Origin of the sequence: Bacillus sp. JCM 19034 (assembly GCF_001310635.1) — a bacterium.
In the GTDB taxonomy this organism is placed as follows: Bacteria; Bacillota; Bacilli; order Bacillales; family Bacillaceae_D; genus Halalkalibacter.
The window spans coordinates 1-14,542 of record NZ_BAXR01000034.1; the positions used below are offsets into that span (position 1 = coordinate 1).

Below are 14,542 nucleotides of genomic sequence, written 5' to 3' on the forward strand. Positions count from 1 at the left end.
CAAGTTTGAGGAGAAAAGCACCGCGAAAACGCATCAAAAGGCGAATAGGTGCAAGTTTGAGGAGAAAAGCACCGCGAAACCGTACCAAAAGGGGAATAGGTGCAAGTTTGGAGGAGGAAAACGACGCGAAACCGCACCAAAAGGCGAATAGGTGCAAGTTTGAGGAGAAAAGCAATGCAAAAATGCATCAAAAAACGAATTTCTTTTACAAAAAAGTCTAGGTAATAACAATAATGTGCAGATGAATGTGATTTGAGAAGGGTTTACGTATGATAAATTGTTTGTAAGCGTTCTTAACGTTATGAAATGAATAATGAAAACGACACCATTAACAGTGAGAAGCAGGAAAAATAATGGAGAGAGTCGTTTTGTTCGAAAAAAGATAAATGTCTAAAGGGGAGAGAATTTACATGTTACAAAAACAGTCATCATGGTACGTAATTTTAATTGCAGTTGCTGCTGGGGTAGCGGGTTTAATGTATGGTTTTGATACCGCTGTTATTTCTGGGGCAATTGGATTTCTTGCAGAACAGTATAAATTAACACCGGCAATGCAAGGATGGGTGATTTCTTGTGTAATGGTTGGTGGAGTAATTGGTGTAGCAATGTCCGGTTTTTTAAGTGATCGATATGGGCGTAAAAATATTATGTTTTTATCAGCGATTTTATTTATCATCTCCGCATTAGGATCTGCTTTTGCAACTGGTGTGACGATGTTAATTATTGCAAGAGTCATCGGTGGTTTTGGAATCGGTTTCGCTTCGGCTTTATCAGTAACGTATATTAGTGAGTGTGCACCGCCAAAAATCCGAGGGAGATTAGGATCGCTTTATCAGTTATTTACGATCTTCGGTATTTGTGCAACGTTTTACATTAACTATGCTGTAGCCAATAGTGGTACGTATGCTTGGGGCTTAGAAACAGGCTGGCGCTGGATGCTAGGTTATGGTGTATTTCCAGGTTTAATCTTTTTCGTGTTGCTATTCTTTATCCCTGAAAGCCCACGTTATTTAATGCAAAAGGGAAGAGAGAATGAAGCATTTCAAACGCTTAAACGGATTAATGGCGAGGAAGTAGCGAGACAAGAAGCGAAAGAAATTAAAGTCTCAATCGAAACGGAAAAAAATACGTCTATTAAACAGCTATTAAAGCCAGGTCTAAGAATGGCGATGGGAGTAGGGATTTTCCTTGCACTCTTTAATCAAGTGATTGGAATGAATGCGGTCACATATTATGGTCCAGATATTTTCCGTAGTGTAGGTTTTGAAAATAACACTGAGTTTTTAGCAACAAGTATCATAGGTAGTGTTCAAGTAGTGTTTACGATTGTCGCTCTATTATTGATTGATAAGCTTGGGCGTAAGAAATTAATGGCGATCGGTTCAATTTTAATGGCGATATTCATGGTCTTAATTGGTAGCGTATTCTATTTCGAACCAGCTCATAGTGGACCATTATTAGTTGTATTTGTAGCAGGGTTCACGGCAGCCTTTTGTGTTTCAATGGGACCGATTCCTTGGATTATGATTCCAGAAATTTTTCCGAATCATTTGCGTGCTAAAGCAGTTGGGATCGCGACGATGTTCCTTTGGGGTGCTAACTGGGCGATTGGTCAATTCACACCGATTTTAATTAATAATATGGGTGGAGCATTCACATTCTGGATGTTTGCAGTGATTAACGCGATTTGCTTTACGTTCGTCATGACGATCGTTCCAGAAACGAAAAACAAAACACTTGAAGAAATTGGCCAAATTTGGTTGAAGAAGAAATCAAGTGAGTTAAAGAATGACGGTTACAGTGAGTATACTGTACAGGAGAACCTCAATAAATCGTAGTTATTTATTATGAAAAGCGTATAGAAGAGTGGCAGCAGGGATTTTATACATCTCTGCTGTTTTTTTAATGCCTCACACGTTACAACGATCTTTTTTGAAAATTTTAATATTACTTTGACAGATAGAGTACATGAGGTTATAATTACTATGCCAGGTAGAACTCTATCTGATAAAGTAATTATTATGGAAAGAAGTGGTAACTTGATTAGAAGTGATTTTATTCGAGGTCATTTAGATTCAATCATTTTGCGGTTAATATTGGAAAAGGATCGATACGGTTATGAAATATCTAAGGAAATTACTAATCGCACAAATGAGCGATTCCAGATAAAGGAGGCGACATTATATGCTGTATTCCAGCGATTAGAAAAAAAGGAGTTAATCGAATCGTATTTTGGTACTGAGTCAAAAGGGGGGAAAAGGAAATATTACCGCATTACGATGCTTGGAAAAGCCTATTTTAGAGAGAGTGTCGAGGAATGGAAAGAAACGAAAGAAGTAATTGATATTTTTATGGAGGGATTCAATTGAAAAAGTTAACTCAGTACGTGTACGACCTGTTTAAGGATGTACCTGAAAGTGATCAGAAAGAGTTTGTGATACAGGAAGTTTTACAAAACTTGGAAGAAAAAGTCTTTGACTTGAAGGAACATGGAAAAACAGAAGAAGATGCAATTAATAAGGCAATTGTCGAATTTGGAGATATAGAGGATTTGAAAAAAGAATTGGGAGCTACATCTGGAAAAAACCAGTTTATTTAAGAAATACAAGATTAAATTTAGAATATTCCATTTGGGGAAGCCTTTTAATTATTGGGCTATTTATATTCATAAATTTTTATTATACTCCCCAAGTCATTTGGTTTGTGTATCCGACCTTTGCCATACTATGGTGGCCGTTATCGATGTATTATAAATGGTTAAAAGTAAAAGGTGATAAGTAATATGCATAACTATGAATGGCGATTTGCTGAAGCAGGATGTGTGTTAATCGTATTATTCTTAATCGTTGTTAATTACGTAACGAGTTTTCAGTATCACTGGCTTATTCATCCCTTTCTAGCAGTCTTCATTTTACCATTCGGTATCTACTCTTTTATAAAGAATAGGCATAAATCGTTTTCGCTAGTGGGAAGTTTTAGCATAGTAATCTACTTATTAACGGAGAATTATATGAGCACGCCTAATTATCCGTGGTTTTTATATGCGGTGGCACCGGTTTTCTTATGGCCTATTTTAACATTTATAGGGAAAAGGAATAAACAAATGGTTGTAGCACTTACGATAAGTGTGATCTTTATCCTTTATTACGTTATCTTAAATATCTTCCTAGAACCATTATACCCGTGGTCCATCTTCCCTGCATTTTTGATTTTATGGTGGCCGTTATCTCTTTATCATGCTAAGCGGAATTCGTATTTTTCCTTCTCTATTCATGCGACGCTATTGATCAGCATACTTTTTATTTGTACAAATGTCTTCTTCTCACCAAGTGTAGTATGGGCGGTTTATCCAATATTCGGTGTATTATGGTGGCCGTTAAGCATGTATTATTTCTCTTACCGCAGAGAGGTGTCATAAGTGGTGATGATTGCCGAGAAACGTGAAAAAAACATTTGAAGAGATTGGTGAAATTGGTTGAAGCATGAAGCTTACAGTGAATATACTATCCGGGAGCGAGGCCCACGTTTTTAAGGAAACGTATATAAGAGCGACAGCAGGGAGTTATTCATCTTTGCTGTTTTTTAATTTTTATAACTAGCGAATAGTGCACACACTCAATTCACGCCTAACTATGATAAAATGAATGATGATACCCAAAGTAGGAGTGGAATAACTTGAATAAAAAAGACATCGCAAATATTCGCAGACAATTTAAAATAAACAATGATTTACTTGAAATAAAAGAAATGTTTAATGTGTACATAATGAAGGAGTCAAGTGAAATCTATCATCAGCAAAGTTTACGATTCGAATTATTAGAAGATGAGCAGAAGGAGTTATTCGTCAATAATTTCAAAAAGGTTCTAACAGGTCAGTTGGACGAAAAACTGTTCGAATTAAAATTCCAGCGTGATGTGGAAAATAGCAGTCAACTCATTCTTCACCAAGGTTTGATTTGTCATGATACAGAGGAATGGACAAGTCATATGCTGAAAATCGTGGAAAAGATGCTAAAAGATAAACAATACGAAATGGATATTGTCGTATCATTTATTCGTGGCGAGTATAAAAAACCGATGAAGCGTCAAAGTGATGATAGTGAAGAAAGTAAGCTAGATACGGTATATTCTCACCCATTTATTCTATGCAGCATGAATCGTACCCAAGATCCAAAAAAGGAATTATTGTTTGACTATGTGGAAAAGGAGTTTAAGTATAATATTGTTGTTGATCCGATTATTGACTTGAAGGCACCAATATCGGGATTTATGTTTCCATCTGTGACAGACAATGCTTCAGATGTAAACCATATTCTCTATTCAACTGGAAAAGTGAATGAACTGGATGATCATTTTATTAATGAAGTCATCAATGCTGAAGAGATTATAACGGCTCAGGAGGATAAGGATGCATTTGAGGAAATTGTTCGCAACGTTGCGGGGAAGCAAATCAACACGACAACGCTATCGAACGTATACGATGAGGTTCATCGTATAATCGAAGAAAATGAGGAGGAAGAGGTACCGAAATTAGATTATAGAGATGTTGAACAAGTGTTAAAAAGTAGTGGGCTAGAAGGAGTCGATCGCGATAAAGTTGAAGTTGCTTTCAAAAGTGTCGTCGATGATGAAAAATATGAATTAAAAGCAAGTAACATCGTCCCAAAATATACGACAAAATCGATTAAAATTAAAACGAAAATAGCCGACATTGCCATCAGTCCACAAGACTTACGATACGTACGTCAAGTCCATGTGAATGGCAAGCTTTGTTTAATGATTGAAGTAGAAGAAAATACGAAAATTGAAGGTTTTGAAATGATTCCGGAAGTGTTGTTTGAAAAGGTGAAGGATCAGGTTGATTGAAGGTGAAAAGTGAGGTTGTCTTAAATTTTGATGAGACAACCTCACTTATTTATTTTTTTAGGACTTAAAAAGCGATTGTAATGACTTACCATATAAATTAGCTGGAACATGACTTCCGGAAATATATTGGAAAATACCTATGCCATTTTCTAAAGATAAAATGGTCCAAGCTAATTCTTCGGAAGATAGGTCAAATGTATCTCCGTTTTCTTCTCTTATAATACGAATTACTTTTGTAATATGTTCTACAGATTTTAAAATGACGTTCGACCATTTTTCACGTACGGAATCATTCCTCATTGCATATAACAAGAACTCCATATTTAATATGCCCCATGCTTTGTTATTCTGTCTGTCTAAATCAAAATAATGCTCGAGTTTGTTAATAACATGATCAAGTGAGTTCTCTTGCTCGACAATATGATGAATCGTCGTTAGATGAGAGTCGATCTTTTGTTCAAATAAAGCAAGAAATAGTTCTTCTTTCGATTTGAAATGTGTATAAACTGCCCCTTTTGTAAACCCTGCTTCCTCTGCAATTTTATCTACCGAAGCCCCGTGAAAACCTAATTTTGCGAAGGTGTCAGCAGCTGATTCTAAAAGTCTTTTGCGCGTTTCTTGTTTCCGTTCCTCATGAGTTAATCGTTTTCTCATTTTTCTTCCTCCTATTGACAATTATATCATATTCAGTTTAATATACTAATTAGTATATAGATACTATATAGTATGTTAAATGGTTTGATCAAATTGAGGGAGGCGGAATGTGATGGAGAATGAAAGGTTATCTGTATTAGGGAATAAACAGTTTCAAGAGAAGCAAAAGGTTAAAGAAATTTCAATAAAAGGGGCGGCCACTTTTCATAAAGAAGTACTAGTAAAAACATTTCATATTCTTGGCTATTGTAAAATAAAAGCTCCTGTAGAAGCTGACGAGTTTGTTAACAAAGGTTCATGTTCTGTCGATGGTGCACTTACGTGTCATCATTTAAAAAACGTAGGGCAAGGGTCATTTGCAACGATTACTGGAAATTATATTGATTCTTCAGGAAGCCTGCATATTAGCAAGTCGCTTCTGTGTACAATTTTTCAATCAAAAGGTTTTTTACAAGTTAAAGATGTGCTTGTTGGAGAACGGGTATTCATTGAAGTGAGTTCACCATCTAATGTTAAGGAAATTGAAGGAAAAGAAGAAGTAATAATAAGTTCATCACAAGCAACGTTTTTAAATATATTGTCTTTGGCTAGAAGAAAGATGGTGGCTAACACAATTAAAGGTAAGTATGTAACTATTGAGCAAACAGAGGTAGATTGTGTATACGGAGATGATGTGAAGATCGGACAGAATTGTAAAGTAGGTGAAGTCATTTATTCGAATAAGGTATACGTGCACAAGAGTTCAACGGTCGATAAAATGAGAAAATTAGAGAGGTGATTGGGATGTATTTAAGTGTAATGGTTTTTAAAAAACAATTCGTGCATTGGCAATCCCGGTATTCGGAGTTCTATCAATTGGATTATGTGTATGCACGGTCATTTCTGTAATAGGTGGACTTTTATATACTCTCGGTAGTGAAGTTCGAATGGAATTATGGCCTAACTTGACAGTACCTTCATATCTGGGTCTGCCAATAGGAGTTGTGTTTGGAAGTCTGTTATTTATGCTGTCTGTCGTTTCTTGGAAAATTGTAAAATATCTAATGAATTCATGGAATCACTAATGCCAAGCTGAAAAAGCCATACGGGTTGGATAAAAAGGTGAATAAAGTAAATATATTACTAATGTTTATGTTAAACTTAATATTTGAAAAGTAAATCTTCTAGAGAGGAGATTCCTATGAAAAATGTTTTTCAAATGTTTACTAGTTGGCTTATTATTCTTACCTTTTTGATAGTTGTAATAGGCATACCCGTCTATTTAGTTTATCTCGTTAATCAATATATTAATAAATTTAAACATAAAAAAAATACGCTAGAAAACAAAGTAGAGGAATTAGAAATGAGAGTAAAAGAATTGGAAAGAAAAAAGAGTAGTTATGATTAGTTTCTACAACGATAGGGATCGATATAATAGGAATCATATCTTTTAAATAAGATCCTGTTTCTTCAAAAACTCTCGGTTGGCTATTCCTTTAAACTTTCACTTATCTCCATAGAATCACCACCTAAATAAAAACCACTATCTTCTAATGAAGTTCCATTAGCTAGAATGAACCGTCTACTTCCAATTCGTTCTCAAACTCCTTTAATTGCTTTTGATTTAAACAATTACATATTCTAAAGTATAATGAGAAGTTAATTCATAAATATAATAGTAAAAAAGGAGAAGAGATGAAGAAAAACTACTGGTTACTCATCGTTGGAGTATGTTTTATTGCAGGATGTAGTAAAGGAGAAATGAATTCTGAATATATATTAGAGAAAACAATAGAAGAAATGGGACGTTTGGATAGTTACGCTTTTGAAATTAAATCAGAAAATAAGGATAGTAATGATGTAGAAACAAATATTGATTTATCTGGGGAAACAATTATCGAGCCTTTTCGTGCTGTCAGTCAGTCAAATAGTAATGATTCTGTTCATTTATATGAGACAACTGCTTATTATGTTGAAGACATGGTTTATTTAGAATTCGAGCCAGAATTAGATCAGTTAATACGATACGATTTAGAAGACCAGACACCTGATCATTTACTAAAGGTTTTAGACGAGGTCAACAATCGGAAAGAACAATTACAGTTTAGTGAGGAAGATGATGTCTTTTTTTATGAATTTTCGCATGAAGTGAATGATGATTTAACTTTTTCAAAGGATTTATATCCATTCTGGATCACCACGGCATCAATCTTACCGGGGGTTTTTGACCTTCAATTTGATTATAGTGATATCAATGAGTTTAACTTACGTATTGGAATTGATAAGGATGATTTTTTTGTTAAAGAATTAAGTATGGAGTATGTCGCGGATTATGATTTTTTAGAAACGGGTGATCCTTTTCCTTGGTCAGAAAAAGTGGAAATTTCCTTCTTTAATCATAACAAAATAGAGGAAATAGCAATGCCAGTTGGTGAGTTCGATGATTCACTTTCGATGATGGAATATATTGCCGCTCAGTTTGCAGAAGAGGATAATGAAAGAGAGCTACACATACCAGAGGTTATTCCTGAAACATTAGGGAATACAGGTTCAAATTTAATGAATGGAGGACAATGGGCAAGTGATGATGAATGGATTTATTATTCCTCATACGGTGAAGGGTTTTATCGCAAGAAGAAAGATGGTGATGAGAAGCAGTTGTTATTGGAAAATGAAGTTTCCGATATTAATGTAATCGATGATTGGCTGTTCTACATAGATAAAGTGAACAATAGTGATGTATATCGTATGAGAAAAGATGGCTCAGAGCGACAGCAAATAACGGACGCCTTTGCTCAGAATCTCGTCGTTGTTAATGATAACGTTTTTGTTATGCCAACTGTTTATACAGAATCTGGTGACATACATATTTTACGATTTAAAACCGATTTGAGCGATACGGAAGTGATTCTCGATCAATCTAATCGTTTTACGGTTGGTCAAGAACATTTGATTTATCAAAAAGATTATAATGAAACACTTTATTTTCTCGACCTAAACGACTTGGAAAATGAATTTGAGCGGATGTTTTATGGGATAAGAGCAAGGTATTTTGCGATTGAAGATGGGTGGTTTTATTATGAAAATGCTGACTATAACTATCAGATCTTTCGAATGAGCTTAGAAAACGGGCATAACGAAAGGGTTACCAATCAACCAAGTGAAGGCTTTAACGTCATTAATAATAGTGTTTACTTTCGAAATGTTAATGAAAATCGAAGTTTACATAGACATGACATAGAGGAAGGTATAACTCAAAGCCTTGATGATGAAGAGGTTCATAACATTCACATTATTGATGAATACATCTATTATTTAAAAGCTGACAATGTAGATGAAATACAGTGGTATCGAATAATGCATGGAGATGACGACATAGAGAGAGTAGTGCTTTAATGAGAGGTGTAAAAGAGATAGCGAAAAGTGTAATTTAAACAGTAATATAACATGAATATGACATGTTCTGCTAAATATATACACCATTTACATGTAAAATTAACATAACCTTAAAATTGCTTTGTTAGGATAGCCTTGTATACGTGACTCTATCATTTTGGAAGGATTGCTATTTTTAGTAAAGAGAAGAATAGGCAATCAACCACTTCAAAATGGATTGAGTCGAAAAAATAAGGAGGCTATTTAATGAAGAAGAGGAGAAACGTGTTCACTCAAGTCTTGATTTATTTAGTGATGCTTACTCTCGTGTTTAGCCCGTTTCAATCATTCGCAGCAGTAGCGGCAGCGGAAAACAGTGATTCCGATGTGCTTACTGTAACGGAAGCGATTGCAAACAACGAGGGAACTGCGACGGTGGAAGTATATTGTTGGAACTGCCCAAAGTGGTGGAGGGTCTTTTAGGTTAGTTACTGATAACTTTTCTAATACAAACCTTGTTATAGCAGATGATCCTAATGAGACAGATGTAACAAAGTTATTACCTGTACAACTACCCAATAATGCTATACGTGCGGAGTTTAATTTACAAGATAATCCTGACAATCTCGGTAAAAAAGTGCATGTGACAGGAAGTTTAGAACTTTATTTTAGTGCGCCGGGTTTAAGAAGCCCTACATCAATGGAATTTGTCAATGGATCTCCAGTTGAAGATGACGATACGGAACCGACAAATCCTGATTTTCCTAATGTAACAACAATTGCTGATGCTCGTGAAATGGAAAAAGGTAGCTTTGTGACAATTCGAGGTGTTGTTACGACGAATCCTGGGGCATGGGGAGCAAAAGGATTTTATATTCAAGATGAGACTGGTGGCACGTATGTCTACCAAAACGAATATGACGTAAGTGCTGGTACAGAAATTTTTGTTCGTGGTGAAATAGACAATTTCAATGGAGAATTTCAAATTAATAGAGTAGTAGATGTAACGATTTGGGGAGAGAAAGAGATCCCAGAAACGCAAACTGTAACACCAAATGAAGTTAATGATGATAACCAAGGTCAATTAATTACATTGGAAGAAGTCACAATTCGTGGTTTAGAACAAGTGAATAGTTTCGGAACATTTGAATTTGTAGCGGAATCGGGTAGTGAATCTGTATTGATTCGTGTTGATAATCGCACAGGTCTTACCTATGATGATTTTGCTTATGAAGATGGAGATGTTGTTAATCTCACAGGGATTGCTAGTGTTTACAATGGTACGTACCAAGTAAAACCTCGTGGTGTTGAAGATATTGTCCTTGTCTCAGAAAGTGAGGAACCGACTGATCCAATCGGAGAAGAGCCAAGTGAAGATGCTTTAGATTTAACGATTTTACACACGAATGACATCCATTCACGTATTGATGATTTAGGAAAAGTTTCTGCCTACATTAATAGTGAGCGTGAAGCTGCAGAGCGTTCTCTTTATTTTGATGCTGGGGATATTTTCAGTGGTTCTCCTGTTAATGACATTAATTTAGGTGAACCGATCATTGACATTTTAAACGCAATGAATCTTGATGCATTGGTGATTGGGAATCACGAGTTTGATTATGGACAAGATGTGTTTGCACAACGTGTCGAACAGTCAAATTTCCCGTGGTTAAGTGCCAATTTAACAGTTGACCCGACTATTCCTATCGAACAGCCTGAACCTTATGTTATTTTTGAATTTGATGAGTTCGATGTTGGTGTCTTTACATTAACACAAAATCCACCAGCAACAGCACCTAGTGGCATTGTAGGAATCGAATTTCATGATTATGTTGAAACAGCTCTTGAGTATCAAGAAGAGTTGGAAGAGCAAGCAGATGTGATTATCGCTCTAACACATATTGGTTATAGTGATGATCGTGCATTAGCAGCAGAAGTAGACTACTTTGATGTGATTATTGGTGGTCACTCTCACACTGTTTTAACGAGACCACAAATTGTCAATGGAACGCCAATTGTCCAAACTGGTAGCTATGCTAGCCATGTTGGAAACTTATCGCTTTCGATTGATCCCGACACAAAAGAAGTGTCAAACGTTGCTGGCCGCTTACAGGCAGTTAGTCAATTAGAAGAAACGAATGAAGAAGTTCAAGCGATTATTAATCAATGGAACGAGCAAATGGATGAAATTTTAGGCATCGTAATCGGTGAATCCGAAACGGGACTCTCGCGTGACGGCCGTTTTGATGGGGATGCTCCACTTGGAAACTTCTGGACAGATGCGATGGCTTTTGCTGCAGAAGCTGATATTGCCTTTACGAATAATGGTGGTATTCGCGACTCGATTGCACCAGGGGACGTTACAATTGGTGATATTTATCAAATTGAACCGTTTGATAACCAAGTAATGCTCTTTGAAATGACTGGTCAGGCGATTAAAGATGTTCTCAAGTATTCTTACTCTCGAGAAAACCGTAATCAAATTGACCTGCAAACGTCAGGGCTCCATTATACAATCGTAACGAATAGTAGCGGACAGTACGTTGATGCTATATTGGAAATTGATGGAGAGCCGATAGATTTAGAAGCAACCTATCTTGTTGCTGTACCTGATTATATTGGAACAGGTGGATCAGGCTACGATTTCCAAGGGACAGTTGTATATGAAGAAGTTACACCAATGACAACAGCGATGATTGAATATGCTGAGTTTTTAACTTCCGAAGGTAAAAAATTAAATTACACTTCTGAGGGACGAATTTCAATTAAAGTAGATCCTAATGCTAGTGGACCAATTGGTGAAGCAATCGGCACTACGCAAAATGGATTATTTAGTGCTAACAAAGGTGAAACGGACGTAGGCTTAGGTAATTTGTATACAGATGCAGTTCGTGCACTAACAGGATCAGATATCGCCTTACTAAATGGAAGTTCTGTAACAGGTGATATTCCTGCTGGTAATATTACACGTGAGCAAATCGAGGCGTTAGACCGTTTTGGCAATAAAATTGTTGTTGTTGAAACGACTGGTGCTAAGCTAAAAGAAATGATTTTAAATCAATCAAATTACCATCGTACAGTAGATGTTCAAGCATCAGGACTTTACTATAAGTTAGTAAAAGGTAGTAGCAGTACGCCAGTATTTGATGATATTGTTGACATCACTCTAGATGATGGTACAGCTGTGTTAGATGAGGCAGTTTATAAGGTTGCCTACAATGACTTTATGCATAATGGCGGTCATTACACCTTAAGCGATAGTATTATAGAAGAAGGCGGCCTTGTATGGGAAGCAGTAGCAGATTATGTGGAAATGCAAACGGAAGCGATTGATTATGTAGAAGGTAAAAGAATCTCAATTTTTGATCCTAGTTTACCAGTAGAACCACCGAGTGATGAGTTATCACAGCTTTCGATTTACCATACGAATGACATTCATTCACGTATCGATGATTTGGGTAAGGTATCTGCGTTCATAAATAACGGACGTGAAGAGGTAGATTACTCTCTTTACTTAGATGCTGGTGATATTTTTTCTGGAGCACCTGTTAATGATATTAACCTTGGTGAACCGATCATTGAAATGTTAAACGCAATGAAGCTAGATGCTATGGTCATTGGTAATCATGAATTTGATTACGGCCAAGATGTATTTGCCGATCGTGAAGTTCAATCCAACTTCCCTTGGTTAAGTGCAAATACGACAGTTGTTGATCCGACAATTCCTATTGCTCAGCCTGAACCTTATACGATCTTTGAATTTGATGATTTTGATGTAGCAGTATTTGGTTTAACGCAGAATCCTCCTGCTACAGCACCAAGTGGAATTGTAGGACTTGAGTTCCATGATTATGTTGAAACAGCATTAAAATATCAAGAGCAGCTAGAGGAAGAAGCAGATATTATTATCGGCCTTACACATATCGGTTATGATGCAGATCGTAGTCTTGCAGAGGAAGTTGACTTTTTTGACCTAATTATTGGTGGACATTCACACACAGTGTTAAACAGCTATCAAACTGTTAATGGAACACCAATTGTGCAAGCAGGTAGCTATGCAAGTTATGTCGGTCAAGTTGACTTGTTCATCGATCCTGAAACGTTAGAAGTCGAGGAAGTGTTGAGTGAGCTGCAAGTTGTTAGTGAATTAGAGGAAACAAATGAAGAAGTTCAATCAATTATTGACCGCTGGAATGAAGAATTAGAAGAGGTTTTAGCTATAGTTATTGGTGAAACGAAGAATGGCTTATCTCATGAGGAACGATATGAGATGGATGCTCCACTTGGAAACTTCTGGACAGATGCAATGATCCATGTTTCTGATGCAGATATTGCCTTTACGAATAATGGTGGTATTCGTGATTCGATTGCTCCAGGAGACGTAACAATTGCTGACATTTATCGTATCGAACCATTCGATAACCAAGTAATGCTTATTGAAATGACTGGAGAAGCGATTAAGGATGTACTTAAATACTCTTATGTAAGAGGGGACCGCAACCAAATCGATCTTCAAGCTGCAGGTATAGCCTATACGATTTTAGCAGAAGAAGATGGACAATTTATTGACGTTATGATTGAGATCAATGGAGAACCAATTGATTTAGAGAAAGAGTATATTGTTGCTGTGAATGATTTTATCGGTAACGGTGGATCAGGCTATAACTTCCGAGGAGAGGTCGTGTACGAGGAAGTTACTCCGATGACAACAGCTATGATTGAATATGCGGAATATTTAACAGCTCAAGGATTCACTCTCGATTATGAAACAGAAGGTAGAATCTCAATTAAAGTTGTATCTGAAGTAGATCCAGTAGATCCAGTAGATCCAGTAGATCCAGTAGATCCAGTAGATCCAGTAGATCCAGTAGATCCAGTAGATCCAGTAGACCCAGTAGATCCAGTAGATCCAGTAGATCCAGTAGACCCAGTAGACCCAGTAGACATTATCGTTGAAGATGGTAATGCGGTTGTGTCTGATGATGCTGTAGATCGATTAGAAAACAGTGGTACACTTGAGATAAACTTGTTAGATGAATCATTTGTAGATGTAAAGTCAGTTAAATTCAATTCAGAGCAAATTGCACTCTTAGTTGAAAAAGGTGCTACAGTTCAGGTTATTGTTCGAGACGTAATAATTGAAATTCCAGCTGCTATTTTTGCAGACGGTGAAGGAGAAGTGACATTTAGCTTTGATGAAATGAATGAAGAAGCACTGCTCGAAAGCTTGCGTCCATATCCTGGTGAATTAGTAAGCAACATTTATGATTTTACAATCATCCAAGGCAATGTTTTACTATCTGATTTTGGTGACGAACAAGTGACACTTCATTTATTCGTTGATGGAGATGCACCTCTTAATGAAAATATGTTAAACATCTATTACTATAATTCAAATACAAAAGCTTGGGAAAAAATTGGCGGATTATATGAAGAAGGCTATGTATCAGCAGCAACTTCTCATTTCAGTATTTATGCTGTTTTTGCTCAAGAAGAGTCTGACGGAACAGATGGCACGGACGGAACAGATGGTACGGATGGCACGGATGGCACGGACGGCACGGACGGTACGGACGGAACAGATGGCACGGACGGAACAGACGGCACGGACGGTACGGACGGAACAGACGGTACGGATGGCACAGACGGAACGGATGGCACGGACGGAACA

At 36.7% G+C, this 14,542-nt stretch carries 11 protein-coding genes; 10 read left to right on the forward strand and 1 reads right to left on the reverse strand.

Annotated features, from left to right (window positions below; all coding sequences use genetic code 11):
* The 6 genes from JCM19034_RS23750 to JCM19034_RS20135 all read left to right on the forward strand — a co-directional run.
* On the forward strand, window positions 1–221 hold a 221-nt coding region (locus tag JCM19034_RS23750), incomplete at its 5' end, for a hypothetical protein (RefSeq protein ID WP_231687072.1).
* A 189-nt stretch (window positions 222–410) separates the two neighbouring features.
* On the forward strand, window positions 411–1,838 hold the full coding sequence (locus JCM19034_RS20115) for a sugar porter family MFS transporter (protein ID WP_062052567.1): 1,428 nt from the start codon (window positions 411–413) through the stop codon (window positions 1,836–1,838).
* A gap of 201 nt (window positions 1,839–2,039) precedes the next feature.
* Window positions 2,040–2,369, forward strand: coding sequence for a PadR family transcriptional regulator (locus JCM19034_RS20120; protein WP_062052575.1), 330 nt, complete (start codon window positions 2,040–2,042; stop codon window positions 2,367–2,369).
* Window positions 2,366–2,599, forward strand: coding sequence for a permease prefix domain 1-containing protein (locus JCM19034_RS23755; protein WP_231687073.1), 234 nt, complete (start codon window positions 2,366–2,368; stop codon window positions 2,597–2,599). Before JCM19034_RS20120 ends, JCM19034_RS23755 begins: the two co-directional genes overlap by 4 nt.
* A 183-nt stretch (window positions 2,600–2,782) precedes the next feature.
* On the forward strand, window positions 2,783–3,418 hold the full coding sequence (locus JCM19034_RS20130; RefSeq protein ID WP_062052568.1) for a hypothetical protein: 636 nt from the start codon (window positions 2,783–2,785) through the stop codon (window positions 3,416–3,418).
* Between the two features lie 257 nt (window positions 3,419–3,675).
* Complete coding sequence (locus JCM19034_RS20135) at window positions 3,676–4,866, forward strand: DUF4317 domain-containing protein (protein ID WP_062052569.1); 1,191 nt, start codon at window positions 3,676–3,678, stop codon at window positions 4,864–4,866.
* A gap of 57 nt (window positions 4,867–4,923) precedes the next feature.
* Here JCM19034_RS20135 and JCM19034_RS20140 read toward each other — a convergent pair whose 3' ends face one another.
* Window positions 4,924–5,520 carry a TetR/AcrR family transcriptional regulator gene (locus tag JCM19034_RS20140; RefSeq protein WP_062052570.1) on the reverse strand — a complete coding sequence of 199 codons (597 nt, stop codon included), beginning with the start codon at window positions 5,518–5,520 and terminating at the stop codon, window positions 4,924–4,926.
* Window positions 5,521–5,632: 112 nt separating this feature from the next.
* Here JCM19034_RS20140 and JCM19034_RS20145 point away from each other — a divergent pair, with 112 nt between their 5' ends.
* From JCM19034_RS20145 to JCM19034_RS22510, 4 genes are all read left to right on the forward strand, one after another.
* Entirely contained in the window at window positions 5,633–6,298 is a 666-nt protein-coding gene (locus tag JCM19034_RS20145; RefSeq protein ID WP_062052571.1) for a hypothetical protein, read from the forward strand.
* A gap of 896 nt (window positions 6,299–7,194) precedes the next feature.
* Window positions 7,195–8,895: a DUF6612 family protein gene (locus JCM19034_RS20155; protein WP_062052573.1), complete on the forward strand. Its 1,701-nt coding sequence runs from the start codon at window positions 7,195–7,197 to the stop codon at window positions 8,893–8,895.
* Window positions 8,896–9,141: 246 nt separating this feature from the next.
* Window positions 9,142–9,357, forward strand: coding sequence for a hypothetical protein (locus tag JCM19034_RS20160; protein ID WP_062052574.1), 216 nt, complete (start codon window positions 9,142–9,144; stop codon window positions 9,355–9,357).
* Window positions 9,284–14,542, forward strand: a 5,259-nt coding sequence (locus JCM19034_RS22510; protein ID WP_197276467.1) for a 5'-nucleotidase C-terminal domain-containing protein, incomplete at its 3' end; no start/stop codon positions are given. The genes JCM19034_RS20160 and JCM19034_RS22510, both read left to right, overlap by 74 nt.

Excerpts from the sequence above, each read along its gene's own strand:
- JCM19034_RS20160 (WP_062052574.1), top strand. The coding sequence starts at position 9,142 with ATGAAGAAGAGGAGAAACGTGTTCACTCAAGTCTTGATTTATTTAGTG.
- JCM19034_RS20140 (WP_062052570.1), bottom strand. The coding sequence starts at position 5,520 with ATGAGAAAACGATTAACTCATGAGGAACGGAAACAAGAAACGCGCAAA.
- JCM19034_RS20115 (WP_062052567.1), top strand. The coding sequence starts at position 411 with ATGTTACAAAAACAGTCATCATGGTACGTAATTTTAATTGCAGTTGCT.
- JCM19034_RS20145 (WP_062052571.1), top strand. The coding sequence starts at position 5,633 with ATGGAGAATGAAAGGTTATCTGTATTAGGGAATAAACAGTTTCAAGAG.
- JCM19034_RS20130 (WP_062052568.1), top strand. The coding sequence starts at position 2,783 with ATGCATAACTATGAATGGCGATTTGCTGAAGCAGGATGTGTGTTAATC.
- JCM19034_RS20155 (WP_062052573.1), top strand. The coding sequence starts at position 7,195 with ATGAAGAAAAACTACTGGTTACTCATCGTTGGAGTATGTTTTATTGCA.